Consider the following 24287-nt stretch of genomic DNA (forward strand, 5'->3'; position numbering starts at 1 on the left):
CCCGATGATACATGGTTCGTGCGGGGCGGTGTCGAGCGGCTTGTCGTGGGCCGGCGAGTCTGAAATCATCCTCGGTCACTGGCTGGATGCCCGCCCTCGACAACCTCACCCCGTTCGCGGCCGCCGATTTCCCCTCGCTCACCCGGGATGGCGCGGAATGTCTCGTCGTCGTCGTCGCCGGCAGCTTCGTCCTGCCCGCGCCGGGGCGGCCCGCCGCCGGGCCGCTGCGCCTCTGCGACGAGCAGCCCGCGCCGCGCGCGGTCGACGCGTACTGGGGCGAGCCCGGGGCGTCGAGCCTTCGCTATGAATCGGAGGCCGCGTACACGCGCCCGATGACGGACGTGCTGCTCCATGGCCATGCATGGACCGCCGGGGGGAGGCGGGCGGCCACGGCGCCGGTCGCGGTCCGGGTGGGCCGGCTCGAGAAGCGGGCGCTGGTCTTCGGCGCGCGCGTCTGGCAGCGAGGCAGGGCGGGGCTCTCCCCCTCGAGCCCGGAGCCCTTCAGGTCGATGCCGCTCCGTTACGAGCAGAGCTTCGGCGGGGCGGCGGCCGGCGCGTACGACGCGCGCAACCCGGTGGGCATGGGCCTCCATGCGAGCGAGCGCGACGCGCAGGGCCGCCCGCTGCCGTTCATCGAGGACCCCGACGCGCTCATCGAGGGCTGGTCGGACCGGCCTGCGCCGTGCGGCTTCGGCCCGGTGGCCCGGAGCTGGCAGCCGCGCCTCGGGCTCGCGGGCACGTACGACGCGGCGTGGGTCGAGCGGCGCGCCCCGCTCTGGCCTGCCGATTTCGATGAGCGCTTCTTCCAGGCGGCGCCGCGCGGCCTCTCTGCCTCGCCGCGGCTCCGCGGCGGCGAGCCGGTCCTCCTCGACGGCGTCTCGCCGGACGGCCCGATCGCGTTCTCGCTGCCCGTGTGCCGGGTGGTCGCGAAGTGCGCCTTCGCGCGGCGCATGGAGCGGCGGCTGATGACGCTCGACGCTGTCTACCTGGAGCCGGACGAGCGGCGCGTCTCGCTCGTCTACCGCGCGACGTTCGCGGCCCACCGCGAGCTCGCCGGGCACGAGGGCACCACCGTCCGCCTGCTGGAGCCGTGGGAGCACGCGCCGTGAGCGGCGAGCGCGTCGTGGGCCTCGGGCTGTGCACGCCGGTCGGGACGACCGAGGCGATGACGCTCGCGTCGATGCGGGCGGGGCTCGCCCGCTTCGCCGAGACCGCGGAGCGGGGCGCCCACGGCGAGCCGGTGCGCGCGTCGCGGCTCTCGACGCTCGATCCGTCGTCCACCCGCACGGAGCGGATGATCGCGCTCGGCCGCGCTGCGCTGGACGGGGTGCGGGAGCGGCTCAAGGCCTCCCCGACGGGGCGGGTGCCGCTCTACCTCGGGTTGCCGGAGCCGGGGCTGGGCGCGCCGGTGGCGCGCGAGTCGCTCCTGGCCGCGCTCCAGGCCGCGCCGCCGGGGCAGGCGGGGGGCGCGCTCGTGCTGACCGGGGCGTTCGACGGCGGGCGCGCGGCTTTCTTCGAGGCGCTCTCCGCGGCGCTCGGGGACCTGCGCGCGGGCCGGGTCGGTTCCATGGCGGTGGTGGGCGCCGTCGACTCGCTCTGCGACGCGGATTCGCTCTCGGCGCTCTCGGCGGCGCGGCTGCACCTCTCCGCGCAGAACCGCGACGGGCGCATCCCGGGGGAGGCGGCGGGTTTTGTCGTCGTGGCGCGCCCCGGGGCCGCGGCGATGGGCCTCGAGGCGCTGGGCGTGGTGCTGGGCGTCGCGCTCGGGGCCGAGCCTGCGCCGTTCGCGTCGCGGGTGCCGAGCGCGGCCGACGGGCTCACGGGCGTGCTCCGCGCGCTCCGGGGGGACGAGGCGGCGGGGGCGCGGCGCGTGGACGAGGTGATGAGCTGCCAGCCGGGCGAGTCGTTCTGGGCGACGGAGCTCTCGCGCGCGTACCTGCGCAACGCCGCGCTGATGCCGGAGCCGCTCGCGCTGCGCGCGGCGGGCGAGTGGCTGGGCGACGCGGGCGCGGGCGCCGCGCCGGTGATGCTGGCCGCGGCGCTCCACCGGCGGCGGAGGCGGGCGCAGGCGGCGGGGCGGGCGCCGCGCACGCTCGTGTACGGCAGCGCGGACGGCGGGCGGGGCCGCGGGGGGCGCGTGGGGGCCTGCGTTGTGGAGGCGGTCTTCGGGGGCGCCGACGGAGGAGAGGGGCGATGAGCAACGTCTTTGCGAATGGCCGGCTGGTCCTGCATCAGGGCGACGGCCTCACGCACATCGCGGCGCCGCCGGACGTCTGCAAGGTGCCCACGCCGGCCGGCCCGGTGCCCACGCCGTTCGTGAACACGGCGCAGGACGCGATGCTCGCCAAGGGCAGCAAGCAGACGAGCATCGCGGGCAACCCCGTGGCCCTGGAGAGCTCGGAGCTCAGCACGAGCACGGGCGACGAGCCGGGGGCGGCCGGGGGCGTCATCTCGTCGAAGATCAAGGGCAAGCTGACCTGGAGCGGGTCGAGCATGGACGTGAAGGTGGAGGGCAAGGGCGTCGCGCGCTTCCTCGACCCGGCCCTGCACAACGGCAACACCTTCAACACGGCGTTCATCTCGAACGGAAGCACGGGGCTGGCCTATGGCGACGACGCGCCGTGCGCTGTGTGCGGGGAGTCGATCGACAACCACCGGGTTCACGAGACGAGCGCTGTCGTGGAGACGCTGCTCGCCCTCTTCAAGGAGCTCCGGGACAGGTTCCGCGCGCAAGAGGCGCTCCTGCGCAAGTGCCTCGGCCTCCTGGAGGAACGGCGGGAGAAGCGGGCCGTGTTCGAGCTGAAGGCCGACAACGAGAGCGAGACGTTGAAGAAGCTGAAGGACACCGCCGCATCCGCGTTGGTGGCCCTCCAGAAGGCGCCCGCGGAGGACAAGGCCAAGCTCGGCAAGGCCTACAACGACGCCAACAAAGAGGTCCTGAAGAAGGAGGGCGAGATCAAGGCCATCAGGAAAGAGGCCGAGATCGCGACCGAGGCCTTCTCGAAGGAGCTCCGCGAGATCAACAAAAAACTCGCGGAGATGTCCCCTGTCCTCGGTGAGGACGAGAAATCCGGCACGTACACGAAATCCTATATGATCGGGGCGTGCATCTGCAAGTGCGACAAGAGCCCCAAGATGCTCGCGGCCGCCTCCGGCGAGGTCACACCCGGCTTCAAGGACGCCGTGAAGGCCACCAGGACGTTCGAGCTCGTCGACGGCTTCACGCAGAGCGAACGACAGAAGAGCGCCCTCGAGAAGATGGACCGCAATGTCTGGGACTGCGCCGCTCCCAAGCTCCTCCAGGCGGGAGGCGCGGGGGGACACAAGGTCAAGACCATGTCGGAGAAGTGGTATTCGCCCCTCGGCAAGCTCGTCAAGGTCACGTACACGAAGACGAAAGACGGAGAGAGCAAGCGGGGCCTGCAGGAGTTCCAGCACGAAGAGTCGGTGCCCTCGTGCGAGACCTGCCAGGCGCTCGTCCCGGAGATGCTCTGCAATAACCACGCGGAGTGTGCCTGAGCGATGGAAGAGCTCCTCTCGCTCCTCGACCGCTACGCGCCGGGGTACCGCGGCCGGGTCCAGGGCGTCTACGACTGGCGGCTCGACGAGCTCGAGGACCGCTTCGGCCGCCCTTGCCCGGGCTTCTACCGATCCTTTGCGGTGGCGATGGGCGCCGAGGGCGGTCCGATGCTCGAGGGCCTTCACGAGTACCATCCTTCCAGGATCGCGGAGCTCTATGACCTGGCCCCATGGATGCCGCCGCGCCGCTTTCTCTATGTCTTCGGCGACGCTTCCCCGGATGGGCAGCACTATTTCCTCGATCTCGACGCCCCGTCCGGGGCCGAGGACTGCCAGGTGGTCCGCTTTCCCTTCGGCGAGCAGACGTGGAAGACGCGCCTCACCCGGCGGTTCGTGAGCCTCCGGGAGATGCTCTTCGTGCTGGCCATGAGGAACGTCCACCTCCCGACCTTCCCTCACCGCGCCGAGCATCTCTCCGCGAACGGGCCGGCGGGCGCGCCTCCGAGCGCCGAGGACGCGGCCGTGATCTTCGAGCGGCTGGGGTTCACGCGGCTGCCGTATGCGCGGCGCTGCCTCCTGTTCGAGCGGGAAGACGCGGCCATCCTGCTCTACCGGCGCCCCGACGATCCGGGCTTCTCCATCCGTGTCGGGATGCGTGACGCCGGGAAGCTGCGGAGCTTCCAGGCCATCGTCGAGGATTCCGCCGGGCTGACCGAGTGGCGAGGGGCCGCTGCAGCCAGCGCCGGCGGCGCCGACCGCCGCTGAGCCCGTTCCAGAACGCGCGCCTCGAGAGAGGGCTCTTCATCGGCCGGAGGCCGGCGCGCCATCGCCTCGCCCGCGCGCCGCCCGCGCCCCGGCCTCAGGACGCCCGCGCGTGCGGCATCTCCTCGGGCGGCTCCAGGCGGATCGTGCGGAGCCGCAAGCAGAGCGCGATCGCCTCGTCGAGCGTGCTCACCAGGTAGAACTCCAGCGAGCTCCGCACCTCGGCGGGCAGATCGTCGAGATCCGCCTCGTTGTCCGCCGGGATCAGGATCTCGAAGATCCCCGCCCGGTGGGCTCCCAGCACCTTCTCCTTGATCCCCCCGATCGGCAGCACCGTCCCGCGCAGCGTGATCTCCCCGGTCATCGCGATGTCGCTCCGCACCGGCCTGCCCGACAGGGCGCTCACGAGCGCCACCGCCATCGTCACGCCCGCGCTCGGACCGTCCTTGGGCACCGCCCCCGCCGGAACGTGGATGTGAACGTCGCGCCGCAGCAGCCGATCGAGCGGCACGCCGAGCTCCGCCGCGTGCGCGCGCGCGTAGCTCAGCGCCGCGCGGCCGCTCTCCTTCATGACGTCGCCGAGCTGCCCCGTCAGGACGAAATCGCCCTTGCCAGGCATCACGCTCGCCTCGACGTGCATGATGTCACCACCCATCTGCGTGTAATACATGCCGGTCGCGACACCCGGCTGATCGTGCTGCAATCTCCGCTCTAGGCGCATCTTCGCGCGACCGAGCAATTCCTTCACGTCAGCTTCGGCGCCGACCACAGCCCGCTCGCTCTCGCCGTCCGCGATCCGGCGCGCGGCCTTTCTCGCCAGGGCGCCGAGCGTCCGTTCGAGCTGCCGTACGCCCGCCTCGCGCGTGTATCCGCTGATGATCTCGCCGAGCGCGGCGCTCGTCACGCGCAGCTGATCCTCGCGCAGCCCGCACTCCTTTCGCTGGCGGGGGAGCAGGTACTTCCGGGCGATCTCGTGCTTCTCCTGCTCCGTGTATCCGGCGAACAGCGCGGTCTCCATCCGGTCGAACAGCGGGGCCGGGATCGTCTCGCGGAAGTTCGCCGTGCAGATGAACAGCACCTCGGACAGGTCGAACGGCAGGCCGAGGTAGTGATCGACGAAGCCGTCGTTCTGCGCCGGATCGAGCACCTCGAGCAGCGCGGCGCCGGGATCGCCCTGGAAAGAGGCGCCGAGCTTGTCGACCTCGTCGAGGACGATCACCGGGTTCTTCGAGCCCACGCGCTTGATCCCCTGGAGGATGCGGCCCGGCATCGCGCCCACGTAGGTGCGACGGTGGCCTCGGATGTCCGCCTCGTCGCGCGCCCCGCCCAGCGAGACGCGGACGTACTTGCGCCCGAGCGCACGCGCGATCGACTCCGCGATGGACGTCTTGCCGGTCCCGGGCGGACCGAGGAAGAGCAGGATCGGGCCGCGGGACACCGCGCGGCTCCGCTCGCCCTCGCCCCGCGCCTGCTCGACGCGCAGCTTGCGGACGGCCAGGAACTCGAGCACCCGGTCCTTCACGTCGCCCAGGCCGTGATGATCCTCGTCGAGGATCGCCCGCGCCCGATCGAGATCGACGTGGTCGTCGGTCCGCTGGTTCCAGGGCAGATCCGCCACCCACTCGAGCCAGGTCATCAGCACCTGCGCCTCGGGCGATGTCTCCCGTCCCATGCGCCGCAGCCGCGCCAGATCGCGCCGGGCCTCCTGCAGGATCTCCGCCGGGAGATTCGCCCGCTGCAGCTTGTGCTCCAGACGTGCCGCGGCGTTCTCGTCGTCCTCCTCGCCGAGCTCCTTCTGGATCGCGCGCAGCTGCTCGCGCAGGTAGATCTCCCGCTGCCGCTCGCCGAGCTCCTCCTCGACGGTCGTCCGGATCTTCTCCTGGGTCTCCACGATCCCGATCTGTCGGTAGAGGTGCAGCGCGAGGCTGCGCATCCGCTCTTCCGTCGAGAGGATCTCGAGCAGCGCCTGCTTCTCGGGGGTCGAGAGGTCCAGATAGAAGGCGATGTGGTTCACGAGCTCGGCCGGGCCGTACATGCTGCCGGCGAACTGCTTGAGCACGTCCTCCGGCGCGCCGCGGTGGCGGCCGTACTCGACGGCGCGCTCGCGCACCTCGCGGGAGAGCGCCTCCAGGGCGCTTTCCTCCTCTGGACGGAGGGGGAGATCGGCGAGCTCGATGACCGGGGCGCGGATCACGCCGTCGGCCTCGGTGTAGCGGGGCGCGGCCGCTCGCCGCTCGCAGTAGAGCACGAGCTGGAGGCCCGAGCCGAAGCGCTGCACCTGGGTGATGCGGGCGATCACGCCGATCGAGAAGAGGCCGCCCGCGGTGGGCTCCTCGGCGGCGTCGCGCTGGGCGACCGCGAAGATGCGCTTGTCTTCTCCCTCCATCCGGAGGGCGGCCTCCACCGCGCGGAGCGTCTTGAGCCGTCCGACCGTGATGGGCGTCGCTATCCCAGGGAAGAGCACGGTGTCGCGCAACGAGAGCACGGGCAACGATCGGCGCTCGGACATGGTCCCGAGCGTCGTGCGAACCTCATGCCACGGAGGACCGTACCGAAAACTCCTTTCGGCGCGGAAGCATCGAGAATCGTGGTCAGTCGCGCGCGGAGCGGTGGTAGGGTCCGCTCCCGATGCCCGCGGACACCTTCACGTTTCAGGCGGACGACGGTCGAGAGCTCTTCGTGTACCGCTGGCTCCCGGACGAGGGCGCGCGCGGCATCTTCCACATCGCCCACGGCATGTCCGAGCACGCGGGCCGCTACGCGCGCCTCGCGCAGGCGCTCTGCGCCGCCGGGTGGGCCGTCTACGCGAACGACCACCGCGGCCACGGCAGGACGGCGCGCGGGAGCGGCGAGCTCGGCTTCTTCGCGAGCGAGGGCGGGTTCCAGCGGGTCGTCCGCGATCTCGCGCAGCTCATCGCCCGGGAGCAGGAGGCGCACCCGGGCCGGCCGGTCGTGCTCTTCGGCCACAGCATGGGCTCCTCGCTCGCGCAGGAGTACCTGATCGAGCACGGGGGCGCGATCCAGGGCGCGGTGCTCTCGGGCGCCTCGGGCAAGCCGAGCGCGCTCGTGGACGCGGGCCGGCTCCTCGCGCGGGCGGAGCGGCGGCGCCTGGGCGAGCGCGGCAAGAGCCGGGTCCTCCAGTCGATGAGCTTCGACGGCTTCAACAAGCTGTTCGCGCCGACGCGCACGTCCTTCGACTGGCTCTCTCGCGATCGCGCCGAGGTCGACGGGTACATGGCCGATCCCCACTGCGGCTTCCCCGCGACGACGTCGCTGTGGGTCGACCTGCTCGACGCGATGGTGGAGATCGCGCGGCCCGAGCGGCAGGCGCGGATCCCGAAGGATCTGCCCCTCTACGTCTTCTCCGGCTCCCGCGATCCGGTCGGCGGTCCGCTCAGGGGCGTCAGCCAGATGATCGAGGCGTACCGCGCCGCCGGCCTCCGCCGGGTGACGCCGCGGTTCTACGCCGGCGGGCGCCACGAGATGCTGAACGAGATCAACCGCGAGGAGGTCGTGCGGGACCTGCTCGCGTGGCTCGCCGCCGAGGTGAAGACCGAGGCGGCCGCCCCTGCGCGGCCCGCGCGGCCGGGCGCCGGCGCCGCGACCAACTGACGGCGGAGGGCCGGGATGGGCAGCAAGGGGCGGCCGTACCGCACGCTCACGATCGATGGCTTCGAGGTGCTCATCGGCCGCGGCGACGAGGACAACGACGCGCTCACCTTCGAGGTGGCCGAGCCGCACGACCTCTGGCTGCACGTGGCCGGCGGCACGCCGGGCAGCCACGTGATCGTGCGCAATCCGGAGCGCGTGGAGGTCCCGCGCGAGGTGGTCGAGCGCGCCGCCGCGGCCGCCGCGTGGTACTCGAAGGCGCGGGGCGCCGCCAAGGTCGAGGTCCACGTTTGCCGCGTCGCCGACGTGAGCAAGCCGCGCGGCGCCCCTGCCGGGCTCGTGCAGCTCGCGCGGTGGAAGAGCGTGCGCGTGCGGCCGGAGGTCCCGGGGCGCGAGCCGGGGTGAGCTGAGCGACGGCGGCTCGACCTGCTTTGCACGACCGGGCCAGGTAACTCTTACCTGATGCCGGCAACTCCTGCTCCCGGCGGGCGCCCTCTCGGCGCGCGCGGCGGCGAGCCTCTCGGAGCCAATGTGGGCTTTGCGATGACCTACCGGCGCTGACCCCGCCGTTTTTCATCACGGAACCAGCGCGCTCCAGGAACACTCATGGACATGAAGCGCTCCTCGTTTTTCGCGCAGGCTGCTCTCGTCCTCCTCGCGTGCGCCTGCGGTGACGGAGGCGACCTCGGAGGAGAGGGCGGCGGCGGAGGCAAGGCGAGCGGAGGGCCCTCCACGAGCGCGACGGGCGCCGGCGGAGGCCCGTCGTCCAGCAGCGCGACGGGCGCCGGCGGAGGCCCGTCCAGCAGCGCGACGGGCGCCGGCGGAGGTCTCGGCCCCCACGTCCCCGAGCCGAGCACGCCGACGCGCGGCGGGACGATGACGTTCACGAATATCGGCGCGCCCGGCGGGTGGCCTCGCCGCATCGACCGCGATCCCGGGGATCCGGCGTGCGACTACAAGGACGGCGACGACACCTGGGGCGGGCACTGCTGCATGACGGAGCATCACACGACGAGCGACAGGCTCGCTCCGTTCGACGAGGAGATGACCCTCATCATGAAGGCCATCCGCGTGAAGCAGCTCGCCGTCTACCAGCCCGGCGGCGACCCGGCCGCCTGGCAGATGGTCTCGTCGTGGGACGCGAGGCGCGGCGTGGGCTCGAACCTGCTCGTCACGGAGGGGCAGAACACGTCCGCCGACTTCACGGGCGACCTCACGAAGAAGGACTGCGTCACCTATTTCGCGCAGGACAAGCCTTTCCAGTGCGGAGACGGCGAGGACTACTACTGCCCCGATGACCCGGGCATCCTGCACCTCGGCTGGGCGGGCTCGAAGCTCGTCGTCTTCCTCGCCTCGATGACGTTCGACGACGCGGACGTCGAGAAATGCGACGGCGGCGGGCAGGGCCACCCCGGCCCGTGGGTCGCGTTCGTCGCGTCCGAGCTGATCCGCGACGGCGGCCGCAAGTGGAACGGGCTCTGCAATTGCTACTCGAAGACGGGCACGGTCGGCGACGGCTGCGGCGAGATCAACGTCTTCGAGGTCGTGATGGACAACAACGAGTACAGCAACCGCGAGTTCATGAGCACCGGCGTCCGCTCGTACCAGGAAGGGCACGTCGGCGGCAGCGTCTGCGGGGCCGGCTGTGATCGCGACGCGCTCGCCGAGGACGTGGAGGTCGTGGACGCGTGCGCGCAGGAGGCCTACGAGAAGGGGCCTGTCATCGAGGCCGGCGGGCGCTCGGACGGCTGTCCGACGTGGCGACGGCCCATCGGCGATCGCTACTTCATGATCCTGCTCGACGAGGCGCGGCGCGCGATCCAGGTCGCGGTCATCCACCCCGAGCGGATCCCCTCGGCCGCCGCCGAGATGCTCCCGGATCTGCCGGGCGGGCTCTCGCGCGGCGCGATCGACGCCATGCTGTCGATGCGCCTGCCGGAGTGAGCCCATGAAACCGAGCAACGCCAGCGACATGAAGTGAACGTTCGGCAAGGAGCTCTCGATGGGTACGCGTCTGATTCGTGGTTCCCTCGGTTCGGGTGCGGCGCTTCTGTTCATCGTCGCGGCGAGCCCGGCGGCCTCGGCGGCGACGCTCTCGGTCGGGCCCGGCGAGACGTACGCGACGCCCTGCCAGGCCGTGTCGGCGGCGGCGGACAACGACGTCATCGAGATCGACGCGGCCGGCAGCTACGACGGCGACGTCTGCGCGATCCCCGGGAACGGCCTCACCCTGCGCGGCGTGGGGGGACGCGCGAAGATCGACGCGGCCGGGAAGAGCTCCGGCGGCAAGGCGATCTGGGTCATCCAGGGCGATGACACCGTGGTCGAGAACATCGAGTTCAGCGGCGCCACGGTGCCCGATCAGAACGGCGCCGGGATCCGCCAGGAGGGCGTGAACCTCACGGTGCGCGGGTGCTACTTCCACGACAACGACGACGGCATCCTCGCGGGCGACAAGCAGGGGAGCACCATCCTCATCGAAACCACCGAGTTCGCGAACAACGGCTTCGGGGACGGCCAGTCGCACAACGTGTACATCAACCACGTCGACAAGCTCGTCTTCCGGTACAACTACTCGCACCACGCGAAGATCGGCCATCTGCTCAAGACGCGCGCGCTCGAGAACCACATCCTCTACAACCGGATCACGGGCGAGGATGGGAACAACAGCTACGAGATCGACGTGCCCAACGGCGGCAAGACGATCCTCCTCGGCAACCTCATCCAGCAGGGCCCGAGCACCGACAACGGCGGGATCATCACCTACGCCGTCGAGGGCGCCTCCAACCCGAGCCAGTCGCTCTTCGTCGTGAACAATACGTTCGTGAACGATCGCCAGAGCGGCGGCACGTTCATGAACATCGCCACCGGTGTCGCGCCGGCGATCGTGCGCAACAACCTCTTCGTCGGGCCCGGGACGATCGTCACGCAGGCGGATGCGGTGCAGGAGGGCAACGTTCAGGGGGACGCGATGTTCGTCGACCCGGCGGGCTTCGACTACCGCCTGCGGGCGGGCTCGCCGGCCGTGGACAAGGGCGTCGCGCCGGGGCAGGCCGAGGGGTTCGAGCTGACCCCCAGGCACCACTACGTGCACCCCGCGGGCGCCATCGGCCGCAGGACGGTGGGCACCATCGACGTCGGCGCTTACGAGCTCAACGGTGATGTCGAGGGCGGCGGCGTGGGCGGCGGTGGCGTGGGCGGCGGTGGGCCGGGCGGGGGCACGCCGGGCAGCGGTGGCGCAGGGGGCGACACCTCGAGCGGCGGCAACCTCGTCGATGCGGGCGAGGACGGTGGCTGCGGTTGTCGCGCGGCCGGGTCTGAGCGCGGTGCGGGGGCAGGCTGGCTCGCGTCGGCTGCGCTCACGTCGATCGCCGCTCTCCGCTCGGCGCGCAGGCGCCGCCGCTGATCCGATCCCTTTCCCCTTTCCAGAAATCATGCCGCCGGAGGCGGTCTTCGCCTCGAGCGCGAAGCGTCGAGTCTATTTTCTGACCGTTGAATGTGCAAAGTGCAGCTTCCACTCATTCCCAACTTTTTTGAAGATCGCGCTCTCCAGCCAGTCGCGCGTAAGTTGGCTTGAGTCATTCGTTACAAATTCACCGTGATTGAAATAGACTGCGGTTCCTGAGTTGTTGTCGACGTTGATCTTGAAATTGTCGAATGAGTAGTCGGCTTTGACTATCGGGGACTTCTTGATGATATCGATCAGGCCATCGTGGTCTATGACTTTTCCGTTCTCGAATAGGATAAAGTCAGGCGTTGTCAGCGCTCTCATTCGTGCAAAGTCCTTTCGGCTGATGCAGTCGAAATATGCTTCGATCACCGCTTTCAGCTCTTCGGGACTATCGGGTCTATTTGGCTGACAAGCGGATAGCGTTCCGGCAAGAGCCAGGAAAATGCATGCTTTTTTCATGGAGAGCGTCGACCTCTTTGCTGTCACTGACCTGAGGAATCCCCTCAAATTTTCGGTAAATTCACGTGAAGACAGGGAGACGGGAAGCGAAATCTCTGGAAAACATTCTTGCTTTCCCGTCTTCATGTTCAGTTTTTCGCTGGAAACGAACACAGAATGAGGGGATTTGTCAGCCAAGGCCCCTCAGGGGATCTGCACCTCGGTGGAGCCGACTTTCTCCGGATCGTTCGGCTCGTTGAGGTTGTCCCAGCGGCGATACAGCGCGACGTTGACGGTCCCCTCGCTCAGGCCCTCGATCGCCATGCCGACGTCATAGCGGCAGTCGCACCCGGCCACGGCGCCCGGATCCATGTCCGCCGGCTGCACGAGCACGTCCACCCTGCCGCCGGCCCTCCGGACGAACCCCTCCACCTCCTGCTCGCAGCGAAAGTGCGCAGCGCGGTACTCGAGGCGAACGGCGCCGCGCTCCGCCGTCGCCAGGAGCGCCTCCTTCACCGTCTCGTCGTACGCGCTCGCCGTGCACTCGCTCTGGGTGAGGCCCTCGATGGCCTCCGCGTTCTCCCAGCCCTCGGGCAGGTCGGCCCCGCCGCAGCCGACCAGCAGGAGCGCTGCGACCATCCATCTCGTGTTTGGCATCTCGTTCCTCCGGCCAGCGCTTGTTGCAATGCATGTACCCGTCGCGTTCCTGCAAGGGCGCAGGCCGCGGCGGCTGACGTGGCGTGACATCGGCGTCCCGGGTGTGCCAAGGCCGCGTGCGCGCGCTGGCGCGGAGGACGACCTCCTCCGCTCCTGCCGACCCGACGGCACCCAGCGTGGAGCAGTCCTTCTGCGGATCGTCGCCACCCCCGCCCGGCCCCGCCGCCGGCGCGACCCGCTGGACGCGCGAGCGAGGCGCCGCCGGAGCCGGGGAGCGTCCCGCGAGGGGACCCTCACTTCGTGTAGCGCTTGTCGAGCTTCCTGAGCTGGCTGGTGAAGCCGGCTTTCTGCATCTCCGTGAAGTGCGGATCGTGCATCGCGTGGAGCGTCACGGCCATGTGGGCGCCGTGCGCCAGCGGGGTGAAGAGGACGTCGATATGGCTCTCGTAAGCCTCGACGCCCGGGAGAAAGTCGATGACGCTCGTGATGGTGAGGGTCTCCTGCGGCGAGAAGGCGCTGAAGCGGGCGCGCACCTCGTGGGACGTCGGCTGCCCGCCGCGCTTCATGGCCTCGATCATCTCCGGAGCGTCGGCGATCATCGAGTAATGGAGGAGCCCGTTTTCCTTCGGTTCGAGCGCGTGGACCTCGACCCGAAATCCCTCCGGGCCCCACCAGGATTCGAAGCCGTCCTTGGTCGCCCAGAGCTCCCAGAGCTCGGAGACCGAGGCCGGGTAGGTGCGTTCTACGAGGATGCTGGCTCTTTCGACTGTCGCGTTCATTCACTTCGTCCTTTCTTGAGGCTGGTATTGCGCGCCGTTCGTCTCGCTTCGAGCGCCTCGCCGAACCGATCCAGGCGCTTCTCCCAGAGCGACCGATAGCGCCCCACCCAGTCGTCGAGCTGTCGGAAAGGCTCCGGGCGCAGCGAATAGAGCCGCTTTGTGCCCTCCGCCCGCACCGCCACGAAGCCGGCCTCCCCGAGGATGCGCAGGTGGCGCGAGACGCCGGACTGCTGAATCGAGACGCGCTCGACGAGCTCACCGACCGCGCGCTCGCCGTCGAGCAGCGCCTCCACGAGGAGACGCCGCGTCGGGTCGGCCAGCACTTCGAACAGCTCCGAGCTGGGCATGCGTTTAATATGCACGTTAGTGTATATATGCGCAAGTAAATATTTTCCGCGCGGTGGGGGGGCCTCGTCACCTCGGCGAGGGTCGCGCCGCGGATCGTCGCGCCGGGGTCCAGGTGAGGTCGAGCTCGGCGGCGCGCACCGCGGCCCTCGCCGGGGAGGCCCGGAGCGTCGAGGGCGTCTTCAGGGCGAGGTGCTCGCCGCGCTCGCGGTCGAGCGCCTCGTACACGATCCCGAAGCCGCCTGCCCCGAGCCGCCGGACGATCCGACGGCGCTCGGGGACGTGCGGCAGGGAGGGCTACGCGAGGTGAGGCCCCGTATCGGCGCCGTATCAGGTCGTGGCGCACGGCGGCCACCGTGAAGCGTGGCCTCCCCGGGCTCTTGACGCGGATTGACAATGCCCCGGCGGGTCCCGCATCCTGGGCTCCGATCACCCCCGAGAGGCCCTGGGCCGCAGGAAGATGCCATGAGCACCGTTCTCCATCGTCTGGATCAGTGGGCCAACGAATCTCCTGACGCGCCGGCCCAGCGCTACAAATCCCAGGGCGAATGGAAGGCGCTGACCGCGCGTGACTTCCGTGACCGGGTTCACCATCTGGCGCTGTTCCTCGAGTCGAAGGGCTTCGACGCGAGCCAGATCGGCGCGATTCTCTCGTACAACTGCCCCCAGTGGGTGCACGCCGACCTGGCGGCGCTGCTCGTCGGGGGCAAGTCGGCGGGGCTCTATCCGAACTCCACGGCGAAAGACATCCAGTACATCCTGACGCACACCGAGGCGACGCTGCTCTCGGTGCAAAACAAGGAGTATTTTCAGAAGATCTCCGGCGAGAAGGGCGAGAGCGCCGTCCCTGACAGCGTGCGGTGGATCCTCGTCTTCGACGGCGACACGTCGATCTCTCCGAAGGCGATCTCGTACGACCAGGCGCTGGCCGAGGGCCGCGCGCTCGCGCAGCAGCCGGGCGCGAAGACCTACGCCGACTACCTGGCGAAGATCGAGCCCGGGGCCGGCGCGTTCCTGATCTACACGTCGGGCACGACGGGCAACCCCAAGGGGGCGATGCTCTCGCACGACAACCTGGCCTACACGTCCGACGTCGCGGCGAAGTACTGGGGCCTGCCGTTCGCGCGTGGCTCGATGTTCTCGTTCCTCCCGCTCTGCCATATCGCCGAGAAGCTGCAGAACGTCGGGGTCGGCATCACCCAGCGCTCGACCGTCAATTTCTGCTCGAAGTTCGAGAACGTCTCGGTCGAGCTCCCCGAGGTGCAGCCGACGCTCTTGCTCTGCGTGCCGCGGCTCTGGGAGAAGATGATGGAAGGCGTGATGGCGAAGGTGCGCGGCGGCAAGGGCGCCAAGAAGAAGCTCGCGGAGTGGGCGCTCGCCGTCGGCGCCCGCGTGGCCGAGGCGAAGTACGCGAAGCGGGCGCCGAGCCCGCTCGATGCCCTGCAGCTCAAGCTCGCCGACAAGCTGGTGCTGAGCAAGGTGCGCGCCGCGCTCGGCCTGGGCAAGGCCGAGATCCTGGCCTCGGGCGCGGCGGCGCTCGCGCCGCACATCTCGACGTGGTTCCGCGCGCTGGGCCTCGAGATCCTCGAGGATTTCGGCCAGACCGAGTCGACGGGCGTCATCTGCATGACCGAGCCGGGCGTCGAGAGCGCGGGCACGGTGGGCAAGCCCGTGCCTGGCATGGAGTTCAAGCTGGCCGAGGACGGCGAGATCCTGACGCGCGGCCGGCACGTGTTCGTCGGCTATCATAAGGACGAGGCGGCGACCGCGGCGGCGCTCGAGGACGGCTGGCTGCGCACGGGCGATCTCGGCGAGTGGAACGAGCGCGGGCAGCTCAAGATCCGGGGTCGCAAGAAGGAGATCCTCAAGACCTCCGGCGGCAAGATGATCGCGCCGCTGCCGATCGAGGAGAAGCTCAAGGCGGCGGAGATCATCAGTCAGGTGTGCATGGTGGGCGACGGCCGCAAGTACCTCTCGGCGCTGATCACCCTGACCGAGGTGAAGCTCGCCGAGCTGAAGGGCGGCGGCGCCCTGAGCGGCGACGCCGCGATCACGAGCCCCGAGGTGGTCGGCCAGGTGAAGGCGCACATCGACGCGCTGAACGCCGAGCTCGCCAGCTTCGAGCAGATCAAGAAGTTCACGGTCCTCATCCGCGAGTTCTCGGTGCAGGACGGCGAGATGACGCCGACGCTCAAGATGAAGCGCGACGTGATCGAGCAGCGCTTCCGCGCTCTGATCGACCAGATGTACTCTGACTGAAGCGGGTGAGCCCCTCGGGCGCCGTTCAGATCGGAAGTGGAGGAAGGAGAGGGGGCCGCCAAGATGGCTGGAGGAGAAGGGGGCTTGGCGGCCTCTTTGTGCGAGCGGGCCTCAGGGGCGATGTCGAGAATCAGCCCTTCGCGAGGTACGCCTCGAGATCGTCGGCCCCGCCGATGTACTTCCCGTCGACGAAGACCTGCGGCGTCGACGACTTGCCGCTCACCGCACGCAGCCGGCGCGGCGAGGCCGCCACCTCCTCGTAGGGCACGTTCCGCTCGTCCAGGAGCCGCTTCGCCTTGGCGCAGTAGCTACACCCGGGCTTCGTGAACAGCAGCACGTCGTGCGGCGCCTTCGACGACGGATCCAGGTACTTCAGCATCGTGTCGGCGTCCGACACGTCGAAGGGATCGCCCTCCACCTCGGGCTCGATGAACATCTTCTTGATCACGCCGTCGTCGACGAGCATCGAGTAGCGCCACGAGCGCTTGCCGAACCCGAGGTTCGCCTTGTCGACGAGCATGCCCATCTTCTCGGTGAACTCCCCGTTCCCGTCGGGCAGGAACTGGACCTTGTCCGCGTGCTGGTTCTTGCACCACTCATCCATCACGAACGCATCGTTCACGGACACGCACGCGACCGTGTCCACCCCGCGCCGCTTGAACTCGTCCGCGAGCTCGTTGTAGCGCGGCACATGGCTGCTCGAGCAGGTCGGCGTGAAGGCGCCCGGCAGCGCGAACACCACCACCTTCTTGCCCGCGAACACGTCCTTGGTGGTCACGTCCTTCCACTGACCGTCGATCCGTGTGCGAAACGTGACATCCGGAACGCGCTGCCCTTCGAGGTTCTTCAACATGACTGTCCTGCTCCTCCAGTGAGCTCCTCGTTGCCATCGGAACGGCAACGGCTTGTTCAACGTCGTGCGGCGCTCCACGTGGCGCTCTGCGGCCGGCGAGAACTTAACCCCGACCTTCGACGCCGGCCAGCCGTCGCGCGTCATCTCGGGCGCCCGCGCGCCATGCTGCACAGCCCGCTGTGGCGTTTCTGCAGCCGCCCGGCGCCGGAGCGCGCCCGACAGGCGACCGCGACGCAGGGCCGCTCTCCCGGGACAAGGCGAGCCGCCCGGCCGCGCCGCGCCGGCTCGGGACGCCGCCCGCGAGCCCCCGCAGCGGCGCGCGAGCAGGCCGCCGGTCAATCGCCCCGCGCCAGATCCACCGCGCGCCAGAGGTACCAGCTCGCCGCCGTGCGGTACGGCTTCCAGCGCTCGCCGCGCCGCTCGAGGTCCTTGCGCGCCGGCAGGTCGGGCAGCTTGAACGCGATCGCGAAACCTTTGCGGATGCCGTAGTCGTCCACGGGCAGCACGTCGGGGCGGCCCAGGCGGAACATGAGGAGCATCTCCACCGTCCAGCGGCCGATGCCGCGCACCTGGGTGAGGCGCTCGATGATCGCCTCGTCCTCCATGCCGTGGACCTCGGCGAGCGTGGGGAGCTCGCCGTCCTGCGCCCTCCGCGCGAGGTCGCGCAGCGAGAGGAGCTTCGCGCGCGAGAGGCCGGCGGCGCGGAGCTTCTCGTCCGAGGCGCGCAGGATCTGCTCGGGCGTGGGGCCCTCGTGCGCGCGGGCGAAGAGCGCGCGCACGCGCGCGAAGATGGTCGCCGCGGCCTTGCCGGTGAGCTGCTGGTAGACGATCGACTCCGCGAGCGCGACGAAGAGGCTCGACGTCCTGTCGAGCCGCATCCCGAAGGGCCCGACCGCATCGATGAGGCGCGCGAGGGCGGCGTCGGACGCGCGCAGGCGCTCGACGGCGACGGCCGGATCGAAGCCGAGGGCGCCGCCGCCGCCGTCGTCGGCCTGGAGCGCGCCGGCCGCCCGGGCGCTCTCGATCGAGAGGAGGCGGAGCTTCGTCGTGACGCCGCCGTTCGCGGAGAAGCCGCCGACCTTGCCGCCGGCGGCGAGCACGCGGTGGCACGGCACGAGGATCGCGAACGGGTTGCGCCCGAGCGCTTGCCCCACGGCGCGCGCCGCGCCGAGCGACCCGAGCCGCGCCGCGATGTCGCCGTAGGTCAGCGTGGCGCCCGGCGGGATGGTGCGCGCGACCTCGTAGACGCGGCGGTGGAACGGCGGCACGCGCTCCATGTCGAGCGCGACGCCGGACAGATCGCTCGCCTCGCCGCGGAGGAGCGCGACGATCGCGTCGACCGCGCGCTGCACGTCGGGCGGGGGCGGCGCCTCGCGCGCGGCGTCGGGGACGCGCTCCAGCAGGCGCGCGCGCGTGTTCTGCTCGCGCCCCTCCGGGAGCTGCAGGAGGGTGATGCCGCGCGTGCCCCACGCGATGCCGCACCGGCCGATCGCCGTATCGAAGAGGAGGAAACCGTGTGCCGTCATGGGGGTCGGCGCGGCGGAGCGCCCGCGTCCGGCGGCCATCCTAGGAGCGCGCGGCGAGCCGGTCTTGGAAGATCTTGCGATCCCCCCGCGCCGCCCGGCGGAAGCCGCGGGGCGAGACGCCGGCGGCGCGGTGGAAGGTGCGGACGAAGTTGGAGAGGTCGCCGAACCCGACGTCGAGCGCGATGTCGGTGATGGACCGGGCGCCGTCGGCCAGGAGGCGCGCCGCGCGGCGCAGCCGGGCGCGGACCAGGTCAAGCACCGTCGTGACCCTCATGAATCACCGACTGTACCCGCGGCGGAGAGGCCGAGCAACGCGTTGCCGCGGCCGCCTGGCGCGCCCGGGGAGCGGAAGGATGGCGCGGTCGCGGGGGCGAGGGGACGTGTCGCGCGGGTCCCATGACCAGCTCGCCCTGTTCTATCCGCTCCAGGCCGCGATCCCCTCGGCGCGACCGCTGGTGCCCTCACGGGCTGTTAGCGCCGCGTCGCCCAGGTTCGTTCCTGATTCCGTGATGGGAAGAATTTGAACCACAGAGGCACAGAGGGCACAGAGGAGAGAGAAGAATTGATCTATCTCTCCTCTGTGCCCTCTGTGCCTCTGTGGTTTCTTCTCTCTGTGGTTCCTTCTCTCGTGAAACCAGGGAAGTAAGGGGTCAGGGAGGCCGCTCCGGCACGGCCTGGGTGAACCTGCTCTCCTCACATTCTCGCACCACTGCGCCGCAGCGGCGGCTATGGCGTCGCGGCGCGTCAGCACCCCTGGCTGCTCCCTGAATGTCCTGCGCGTCGCCTCGCCGTCCCAGGGTACGGACCGGCGCAGGCACGCCCGCGGGCGCAGCGCGCGTCGTCCTGGCCCCGTTGCCCCGCCCTGGCGCGGTGTCGCCCGTTTGCATACCGCCCCCTTCTGACGGTCCTGTGGAGGACCGCTCCCCGCGCCGGATCGACCACACGAAGCTTCGCGTCCTGCCCGGGATCCGGTATCCTCTCGGTTCCCCCCTCGGGAGGTTCGCTGGCGTATGAAGTTCGAGAAAGACGTCATTCTGGCCGGCAAATTTCGCCTGGAGAGAGAGCTGTCGCACGGCGGGATGGGCTCGATCTGGGTAGCGCAGCACGTCCAGCTCGACACGCTCGTCGCGGTCAAGTTCATGCGCGACGTGTATTCGGAGCTGCCGGTGCTTCGCGCGCGCTTCGAGCGGGAGGCGCGCGCCGCCGCGCAGCTCAAGAGTCCTCATATCGTGCAGGTCCACGACTTCGGCTTCGAGGATGAGGTTCCCTACCTCGTCATGGAGCTCCTGCAAGGCGAGGATCTCAACAAGCGCCTCCAGCGGTGCGGCCGCCTCTCGCTCCCGGAGACGCTGCACATCATCGTCCAGGCCGGGAAGGCGCTCCGCAGCGTCCATGAAGCGGGGTTCGTCCACCGCGACCTCAAGCCCGCCAACTTCTTCCTGGCACGCATCGACGGCGAGGATGGCGAGATCGTCAAGCTGCTCGACTTCGGGATCGCGAAGGACGTCTCGGCGGCGCTCGCGTCCGACATCTCGGCCACGGGCGAGGTGATGGGCTCGCCCAACTACATGAGCCCGGAGCAGTTCTATGGCGAACGGGACGTGGACGCGCGCAGCGATCTCTGGTCGCTCGGGGTCATCCTGTTCAAGATGCTCACGGGGCAGCTGCCGTTCCCGGGCGACGCGATCGGCCGCGTGGTCACGAAGGTCATCCTCGGCGCGGTGCCGTCGGCGAGGAAGATCGCCCCCGATCTGCCCAGCGGCATCGACGCGTTCTTCCTGCGGGCGCTGGCGCGCGATCGGGACAAGCGGTTCCAGAACGTGCGCGAGATGGTCAACGAGCTCGCGCGCGTCGCGGGCGCGCCGCCGTTCTTTTCGCTCGCGGGCGACACCTCGCTGAGCGCCGGGTGGTCAGGGCGCGGCTCCGGCGGGGCGCCGGGGTTCGCCGACCCCGGCGCCCCGCCGGTGGGGCAGCTGACGACGATGCCCATCCAGCGGCGCTCGGACCCGAACGATGTCCGCGCGTCGATGCCGGGCACCTTGACCGGCGCGATCAACCTGTCGGCGCCGCACACGGCGCGCGCTGCCATCGCGCGGGCCGCGGGGCGCGTCGCCATCGGGGCGACGGTCGCCGTCGTGGGCGTCGGCCTGGGCGTCGCCGCGCTCAGCGGATCGTCGGCCGACGGCGACGGGACCGCGACCCGAGCGTCCGCGGCCGACTCGGCGCCCGCGCTCGCCGCGCCGTCGAGCGGCGCGCCGGCCGGGCTCGCCACGGTCCCCGCCAGCGCGAGCGCTCCCGAGGCGCGCACCGCGGCCGCTCCTGCGGTGGTGCCGGCCCCGTTGCCGCTCGACCCGGGCGCGGACGCGGGCGCGCCGAGCGCCGCTTCCCTTTCGCCGGCGCAGGCATCGCCCGTCCCCTCCGGGGCGGCGGCGCAAAGCGCCGCGCCCGCGCGCCCCTCGTCCCTGGCCACCGCTCGGGCCGCGCCGAAACAGGCGCCGCGCAAGGCACTACCGGGTGCTCGCAAGAAGTCCGGCGGGCGCGAGCCGGATTGGGGACTCTAGCCGGGTGGCTCGGCGTCCCCAGAGAGCAGGAATGCGTTTTCGAGCGGCGGTGATGGGTACGCTCCTCCTGGTCACGCTCGCCGGCGCGGAGGCGTCAGCGCAGGCGCCGCCCCCGTCGCCGAGGACGCGACAGGCGGCCGTCGCGTACGCCAACCAGGGGTGGACGGCCTACCGAGCCCGCCGGTACCGGGAGGCGCTCCAGGCCTTCCGGCGAGCCGAGGCCACGGTGCATGCGCCGACCTTCCTGATCATGGTCGCGCGCTCCTGCCACAAGCTTGGCCGCCTGACCGAGGCGCGCTCGGTCTACCAGCTCATCGTCGACGAGCAGCTCTCGGCCGACGCTTCGCAGGCGTTCCGGCAGGCCCAGGCCGAGGCGAGGACGGAGCTCGAGGCCGTGGCGTCGCGCATCCCCACCGTGGAGATCACCGTGACGGGCGCGGGCTCGGGGGGCGCGCAGGTGGCGCTCGACGGGCTGGACGTGCCGGCGTCGACGCCCGTCGCGCGCGATCCGGGCAGCCACACGCTGGCCGTCGGGGCGCCTGGACGACGCGGGCTGACGAAGCAGATCGTCCTCAAGGAGGGGACGAGGACCAGGGTCGAGGTCGATCTGGCGGCCGGAAAGGTGCGGATCGGGAGCGACGAGACCGAGCAGGGCGCGGGCGGCGCGCCGCAGCCAGCCGGCCCTGGGCGGGTCGCGGCCGACGGCGGCGCCCAGGAGGGCGGCGAGCCGCAGCCAGTCGGCCCTGGGCAGGTCGCGGCCGACGGCAGCGCCCAGGAGGGCGGCGACGCGGCGGATGGACGCCCGAGCTCGCGCAGCACCGCGGTCGTGATCACGGGGCTCGCCGGGACCGCCGTGGGGGCGGGGCTCGGCGCCGCGTTCGTGCTCCTGTCGAACGAGAAGGCGAGCTCGCAGCAGCTCCTCCTGGGGCCGGCCTGCACGGACCCAGCGCGCTGCCCTGGGCTCGATCTGCGCCGGTACAACGACCTGGGACACGCCAAGGCAGACCTCGCGAACGCGGCGGTCTGGAGCTTCCTGGCCGCGGGCGCGGCGGGGCTCGGCACGGCGGCGTACGTCCTCCTGACAGGACAGCCCGACGCGCGGGACGCGACGGCGACCAGCCTGTCGGTGATCCCCATGCCGGGCGGGCTCGTCCTCAGCAAGCGCTGGTGAGGCTTCCGAAGAGAGGGATCTTCCCGATGGTGCGCATCGTATCTTGGAGGTGGATGGGCTGGGCGCTCTCGGCGATCGTCCCGCTGGTCGCGCTCACCGGAGGTAGCTGCGTCTTTTTCAGCTACGAGGATGTCGTCCCCGGCACGGGCGGAACGAGCGGCAGCGCCGGTGGCAGCGTGGAGCCTTGCGGGCAGGGGGGAGGCGGCTGCGGCGAGGCGCCCCCGGAGGGCTGCGCCGGGCCGGGGAGCCATAGCTCGACTTGCCTCATCGATGATGGCTTGATCGCGCGGTACTTCCTCGACGCGTACACCTCGGATGGCCAGCTCGTCGACTCGGGACCGGAGCCGGGGCTCTCGCTCGACGTGGTGCGGGACGGAGAAACGCTCACGCTGGAGGGCGAGGCGGGGCGCGTGGGCATCCGCTGGTCGACCCTCGGCGGCAACGCGCGCGTGGAGGCCGCGTTTTCGTCCACCGCCACGCCCCCGGGCAAGCTCCTCGTCTCGAAGGCGGAGCTCACGCTCGAGGCCGTGGTGAGCGTGACGGCCGCGGCGGTCGACGGCGTGCCGTCTCGCATTCTGTACGTCGGGACCGGGACCGGAGAGCTCGGGAAGTACTCTCTGAGCGCGGGCGACTCCGACGCGATGGGCAACCGAGAGCTGCAGTTCCACGTCTTCGTCGGCTCGCAGGCGCAGTTCGTGGGGCAGTGGTTCATTCCCTCCGGGGAGATAGAGCGGTCATGCGTCCTGCACCTCGTGCTGAACGCCGCCGAGGGCGTCGTCGATCTCTACGTGAACGGCGACCTGCGGACGAACGTGATGCAGGCGCGGCCGCCCGCCGACTACGTCTTCACGTGGGCGGAGCCGACGTGGTATCTCGTGCTCGGAAACAGGCGGAGCGGCGGGCGCGCTTTCCGCGGCTCGATCCAGTATGCCGCGGTCTACGGCAAGCCGTTGACCCCCGCGCAGGTGAAGGCCAACGCCGCGACGCTGGCGAAGAGCGACGACGGCCCCGGGATGTGACGAGGACGCCGCCCGGCGCGCGCCGTCGGCATGCCGACGAGGTGACCCTCCTGCGATAGCGTCCGCCGCTCGCCGCCGAGGCGCGGAGCCAGGGGCGCCGCGCCGGCGAGCCGGCCGCTCGTGAGCGCCTCGATCCGCGCGCGCTCGTCGACGATCGGGCCGCGTGAGGTGTTCACGAGCAGACTGGAGGGCATGCGTGTCTGGTAAGCTTGCATTTTAGCGGATACGCGTCCACTATAACGGACATGCCTTCTCCGCGTCCCGTCCGGCCTGGCCCTCTGCGCGTCGCATCGCCTGCGGTCTTCCTGCTCGCCCTGCTGGCGTTGTGCGGCGTGGCGGGCTGCTCGCGCGCCGACGCTTCGCGCGCCTCCACCGCCGGACCGGAGAGCGAGTTCGAGACGCTCGAGCTCCGCTATCAGGGCAACAACGGCACGGTGTCGCCGATCGAGCTTGCGGAAGATCTCGGCTATCTCGCGCCGATCCGCCTGCATTTCGTCGGCAGCACGGTGAGCGGCCCGCAGAGCGTGCAGGCCGTGGTCACCGGGGACACGGACTTCGGCGGCGCCTTCAACGGCGCCATCATCAAGCTGATCGCGGCCAAGGCGCCCATCATCGCCGTCGCGGGCTACTACGGTGTCGACGAGCAACGCCAGAGCGCCTTCTACGTGCTGAACGACAGCCCGCTGCGCACCGCGCGCGATCTGCTGGACAAGACGATCTCCATGAACACGCTCGGCGCTCACAGCGAGTTCATGGTCAAGGAGTTTCTGTCGCGAGGCCAGATCACGCCCGAGGAAGCCCGGCGCGTCACGCTGCTCGTCATTCCTCCGGTGAACGGCGAGCAGCTGCTCCGCCAGAAGCAGGTCGACGCGGCGACGCTCGGCGACATCTACCGCGATCGCGCGCTCGAGCGCGGCGGCATTCGTCCGCTGACCTCGGACTACGAGCTCTATGGCAAGTTCACCGCGGGCAGCTACGTGATGAAGACCAGCTTCATCAAGGAGAACCCCAAGACCGCGCGGCGCTTCGTCGAGGCCGCCGCCAGGGCCGTCGAGTGGGCCCGGAGCACCCCGCGCGACACGGTGGTGGAGCGCTGCATCGCGCTGATGAAGAAGCGCGGTCGGACCGAGGAGGACTCGGTCATCAGGTTCTGGCGCAGCTACGGCGTCGCCGGCAAGGGCGGCTTGATCGCGGAGCGCGAGTTTCAGATCTGGATCGATTGGATGGTCAAGAGCGGCGAGCTCAAGCCGGGCGAGATCGCCCTGAACCGCCTCTACACGAACGAGCTCAACCCCTACGCGAACGAGCAAGGCGCGAGATAGTCGACGCCGGAGGCGG

Annotated in this window: 21 protein-coding genes and 2 pseudogenes; 13 read left to right on the forward strand and 10 right to left on the reverse strand. The window is 70.4% G+C overall.

The annotated features are described in order from the left end of the window. The first annotated feature begins 86 nt into the window (after nucleotides 1-86). Genes WMF28_RS04920 through WMF28_RS04935 form a run of 4 tightly spaced genes read left to right on the forward strand, consistent with a single transcriptional unit; the run spans nucleotide 87 to nucleotide 4284 of the window. Nucleotides 87-1109, forward strand: coding sequence for a DUF2169 family type VI secretion system accessory protein (locus tag WMF28_RS04920; protein WP_437600878.1), 1023 nt, complete (start codon nucleotides 87-89; stop codon nucleotides 1107-1109). Further along, on the forward strand, nucleotides 1091-2197 hold the full coding sequence (locus WMF28_RS04925) for a 3-oxoacyl-ACP synthase (protein WP_437600879.1): 1107 nt from the start codon (nucleotides 1091-1093) through the stop codon (nucleotides 2195-2197). The genes WMF28_RS04920 and WMF28_RS04925 overlap by 19 nt, the downstream gene beginning before the upstream one ends. Beyond that, nucleotides 2194-3519 carry a PAAR-like domain-containing protein gene (locus WMF28_RS04930; RefSeq protein ID WP_437600880.1) on the forward strand — a complete coding sequence of 442 codons (1326 nt, stop codon included), beginning with the start codon at nucleotides 2194-2196 and terminating at the stop codon, nucleotides 3517-3519. Before WMF28_RS04925 ends, WMF28_RS04930 begins: the two co-directional genes overlap by 4 nt. Nucleotides 3520-3522: 3 nt before the next feature. After that, on the forward strand, nucleotides 3523-4284 hold the full coding sequence (locus WMF28_RS04935) for a hypothetical protein (protein WP_437600881.1): 762 nt from the start codon (nucleotides 3523-3525) through the stop codon (nucleotides 4282-4284). Between the two features lie 94 nt (nucleotides 4285-4378). Here the strand turns inward: WMF28_RS04935 and lon are convergent, their stop codons facing one another. After that, complete coding sequence (gene lon / locus WMF28_RS04940; RefSeq protein WP_437600882.1) at nucleotides 4379-6790, reverse strand: endopeptidase La; 2412 nt, start codon at nucleotides 6788-6790, stop codon at nucleotides 4379-4381. Nucleotides 6791-6909: 119 nt separating this feature from the next. Between lon and WMF28_RS04945 the strand changes: the two genes are divergently transcribed. From WMF28_RS04945 to WMF28_RS04960, 4 genes are all read left to right on the forward strand, one after another. Next, nucleotides 6910-7893 (forward strand): lysophospholipase, encoded by a 984-nt coding sequence (locus tag WMF28_RS04945; protein ID WP_437600883.1) that lies wholly within the window; start codon nucleotides 6910-6912, stop codon nucleotides 7891-7893. A gap of 15 nt (nucleotides 7894-7908) precedes the next feature. Continuing rightward, entirely contained in the window at nucleotides 7909-8295 is a 387-nt protein-coding gene (locus WMF28_RS04950; RefSeq protein WP_437600884.1) for an NFACT RNA binding domain-containing protein, read from the forward strand. Nucleotides 8296-8502: 207 nt separating this feature from the next. Continuing rightward, on the forward strand, nucleotides 8503-9834 hold the full coding sequence (locus tag WMF28_RS04955) for a DUF2403 domain-containing lipoprotein (RefSeq protein WP_437600885.1): 1332 nt from the start codon (nucleotides 8503-8505) through the stop codon (nucleotides 9832-9834). Between the two features lie 58 nt (nucleotides 9835-9892). Continuing rightward, entirely contained in the window at nucleotides 9893-11296 is a 1404-nt protein-coding gene (locus WMF28_RS04960) for a right-handed parallel beta-helix repeat-containing protein (RefSeq protein ID WP_437600886.1), read from the forward strand. Nucleotides 11297-11368: 72 nt separating this feature from the next. Here the strand turns inward: WMF28_RS04960 and WMF28_RS04965 are convergent, their stop codons facing one another. The 5 genes from WMF28_RS04965 to WMF28_RS04985 form a co-directional block, all read right to left on the reverse strand. Further along, nucleotides 11369-11926 (reverse strand): nuclear transport factor 2 family protein, encoded by a 558-nt coding sequence (locus tag WMF28_RS04965; protein ID WP_437600887.1) that lies wholly within the window; start codon nucleotides 11924-11926, stop codon nucleotides 11369-11371. Nucleotides 11927-11983: 57 nt separating this feature from the next. Then, on the reverse strand, nucleotides 11984-12436 hold the full coding sequence (locus WMF28_RS04970) for a hypothetical protein (protein ID WP_437600888.1): 453 nt from the start codon (nucleotides 12434-12436) through the stop codon (nucleotides 11984-11986). A gap of 293 nt (nucleotides 12437-12729) precedes the next feature. Further along, a complete protein-coding gene (locus tag WMF28_RS04975) occupies nucleotides 12730-13215 on the reverse strand; it encodes an SRPBCC family protein (protein WP_437600889.1) in 486 nt (161 codons plus the stop codon). Continuing rightward, complete coding sequence (locus tag WMF28_RS04980) at nucleotides 13212-13562, reverse strand: ArsR/SmtB family transcription factor (RefSeq protein ID WP_437600890.1); 351 nt, start codon at nucleotides 13560-13562, stop codon at nucleotides 13212-13214. Before WMF28_RS04980 ends, WMF28_RS04975 begins: the two co-directional genes overlap by 4 nt. 67 nt (nucleotides 13563-13629) lie before the next feature. Continuing rightward, the gene (locus WMF28_RS04985; RefSeq protein ID WP_437600891.1) at nucleotides 13630-13788 is read right to left on the reverse strand and encodes a hypothetical protein; all 159 of its coding nucleotides are present in this window, start codon (nucleotides 13786-13788) and stop codon (nucleotides 13630-13632) included. Between the two features lie 237 nt (nucleotides 13789-14025). On the opposite strand from WMF28_RS04985, the gene WMF28_RS04990 reads away from it, so the two are divergent. Next, nucleotides 14026-15819: an AMP-dependent synthetase/ligase gene (locus WMF28_RS04990; RefSeq protein WP_437600893.1), complete on the forward strand. Its 1794-nt coding sequence runs from the start codon at nucleotides 14026-14028 to the stop codon at nucleotides 15817-15819. 130 nt (nucleotides 15820-15949) lie between these two features. Here WMF28_RS04990 and WMF28_RS04995 read toward each other — a convergent pair whose 3' ends face one another. The 3 genes and pseudogenes from WMF28_RS04995 to WMF28_RS05005 form a co-directional block, all read right to left on the reverse strand. Beyond that, a complete protein-coding gene (locus tag WMF28_RS04995) occupies nucleotides 15950-16672 on the reverse strand; it encodes a glutathione peroxidase (RefSeq protein ID WP_437600895.1) in 723 nt (240 codons plus the stop codon). A gap of 335 nt (nucleotides 16673-17007) precedes the next feature. Beyond that, on the reverse strand, nucleotides 17008-18198 hold the full coding sequence (locus tag WMF28_RS05000; RefSeq protein WP_437600897.1) for a methylated-DNA--[protein]-cysteine S-methyltransferase: 1191 nt from the start codon (nucleotides 18196-18198) through the stop codon (nucleotides 17008-17010). A 40-nt stretch (nucleotides 18199-18238) separates the two neighbouring features. Then, nucleotides 18239-18448 (reverse strand): annotated as a pseudogene (locus WMF28_RS05005) (helix-turn-helix domain-containing protein); the annotation flags it as partial. A 760-nt stretch (nucleotides 18449-19208) separates the two neighbouring features. Between WMF28_RS05005 and WMF28_RS05010 the strand changes: the two are divergent. The 3 genes from WMF28_RS05010 to WMF28_RS05020 are packed head-to-tail and all read left to right on the forward strand — an operon-like array spanning nucleotide 19209 to nucleotide 22949. Continuing rightward, nucleotides 19209-20759, forward strand: a complete 1551-nt coding sequence (locus tag WMF28_RS05010) for a serine/threonine-protein kinase (RefSeq protein WP_437600898.1) — start codon at nucleotides 19209-19211, stop codon at nucleotides 20757-20759. Nucleotides 20760-20790: 31 nt separating this feature from the next. Then, nucleotides 20791-21930: a tetratricopeptide repeat protein gene (locus tag WMF28_RS05015; protein ID WP_437600899.1), complete on the forward strand. Its 1140-nt coding sequence runs from the start codon at nucleotides 20791-20793 to the stop codon at nucleotides 21928-21930. A gap of 26 nt (nucleotides 21931-21956) precedes the next feature. Further along, on the forward strand, nucleotides 21957-22949 hold the full coding sequence (locus WMF28_RS05020; protein WP_437600900.1) for a LamG-like jellyroll fold domain-containing protein: 993 nt from the start codon (nucleotides 21957-21959) through the stop codon (nucleotides 22947-22949). 95 nt (nucleotides 22950-23044) lie between these two features. On the opposite strand, the pseudogene WMF28_RS05025 reads toward WMF28_RS05020, so the two are convergent. Then, a pseudogene (locus WMF28_RS05025) lies at nucleotides 23045-23140 on the reverse strand (NAD(P)-dependent oxidoreductase); the annotation flags it as partial. Nucleotides 23141-23194: 54 nt separating this feature from the next. On the opposite strand from WMF28_RS05025, the gene WMF28_RS05030 reads away from it, so the two are divergent. Beyond that, complete coding sequence (locus WMF28_RS05030; RefSeq protein WP_437604215.1) at nucleotides 23195-24271, forward strand: ABC transporter substrate-binding protein; 1077 nt, start codon at nucleotides 23195-23197, stop codon at nucleotides 24269-24271. Nucleotides 24272-24287: the final 16 nt, after the last annotated feature.

The sequence above is a fragment of the Sorangium sp. So ce590 genome (genome assembly GCF_051521365.1).
GTDB lineage: Bacteria > Myxococcota_A > Polyangia > Polyangiales > Polyangiaceae > Sorangium.

Coding starts and splice junctions, on each gene's coding strand:
- WMF28_RS04955 (WP_437600885.1), top strand. CDS start 8,503: ATGAAGCGCTCCTCGTTTTTCGCGCAGGCTGCTCTCGTCCTCCTCGCG.
- WMF28_RS04990 (WP_437600893.1), top strand. CDS start 14,026: ATGAGCACCGTTCTCCATCGTCTGGATCAGTGGGCCAACGAATCTCCT.
- WMF28_RS04965 (WP_437600887.1), bottom strand. CDS start 11,926: ATGAAGACGGGAAAGCAAGAATGTTTTCCAGAGATTTCGCTTCCCGTC.
- WMF28_RS05010 (WP_437600898.1), top strand. CDS start 19,209: ATGAAGTTCGAGAAAGACGTCATTCTGGCCGGCAAATTTCGCCTGGAG.
- lon (WP_437600882.1), bottom strand. CDS start 6,790: ATGTCCGAGCGCCGATCGTTGCCCGTGCTCTCGTTGCGCGACACCGTG.
- WMF28_RS05030 (WP_437604215.1), top strand. CDS start 23,195: ATGCCTTCTCCGCGTCCCGTCCGGCCTGGCCCTCTGCGCGTCGCATCG.
- WMF28_RS04980 (WP_437600890.1), bottom strand. CDS start 13,562: ATGCCCAGCTCGGAGCTGTTCGAAGTGCTGGCCGACCCGACGCGGCGT.
- WMF28_RS05020 (WP_437600900.1), top strand. CDS start 21,957: ATGGTGCGCATCGTATCTTGGAGGTGGATGGGCTGGGCGCTCTCGGCG.
- WMF28_RS04960 (WP_437600886.1), top strand. CDS start 9,893: ATGGGTACGCGTCTGATTCGTGGTTCCCTCGGTTCGGGTGCGGCGCTT.
- WMF28_RS04975 (WP_437600889.1), bottom strand. CDS start 13,215: ATGAACGCGACAGTCGAAAGAGCCAGCATCCTCGTAGAACGCACCTAC.
- WMF28_RS04930 (WP_437600880.1), top strand. CDS start 2,194: ATGAGCAACGTCTTTGCGAATGGCCGGCTGGTCCTGCATCAGGGCGAC.
- WMF28_RS05000 (WP_437600897.1), bottom strand. CDS start 18,198: ATGACGGCACACGGTTTCCTCCTCTTCGATACGGCGATCGGCCGGTGC.
- WMF28_RS05015 (WP_437600899.1), top strand. CDS start 20,791: ATGCGTTTTCGAGCGGCGGTGATGGGTACGCTCCTCCTGGTCACGCTC.
- WMF28_RS04920 (WP_437600878.1), top strand. CDS start 87: ATGCCCGCCCTCGACAACCTCACCCCGTTCGCGGCCGCCGATTTCCCC.
- WMF28_RS04935 (WP_437600881.1), top strand. CDS start 3,523: ATGGAAGAGCTCCTCTCGCTCCTCGACCGCTACGCGCCGGGGTACCGC.
- WMF28_RS04945 (WP_437600883.1), top strand. CDS start 6,910: ATGCCCGCGGACACCTTCACGTTTCAGGCGGACGACGGTCGAGAGCTC.
- WMF28_RS04995 (WP_437600895.1), bottom strand. CDS start 16,672: ATGTTGAAGAACCTCGAAGGGCAGCGCGTTCCGGATGTCACGTTTCGC.
- WMF28_RS04970 (WP_437600888.1), bottom strand. CDS start 12,436: ATGCCAAACACGAGATGGATGGTCGCAGCGCTCCTGCTGGTCGGCTGC.
- WMF28_RS04950 (WP_437600884.1), top strand. CDS start 7,909: ATGGGCAGCAAGGGGCGGCCGTACCGCACGCTCACGATCGATGGCTTC.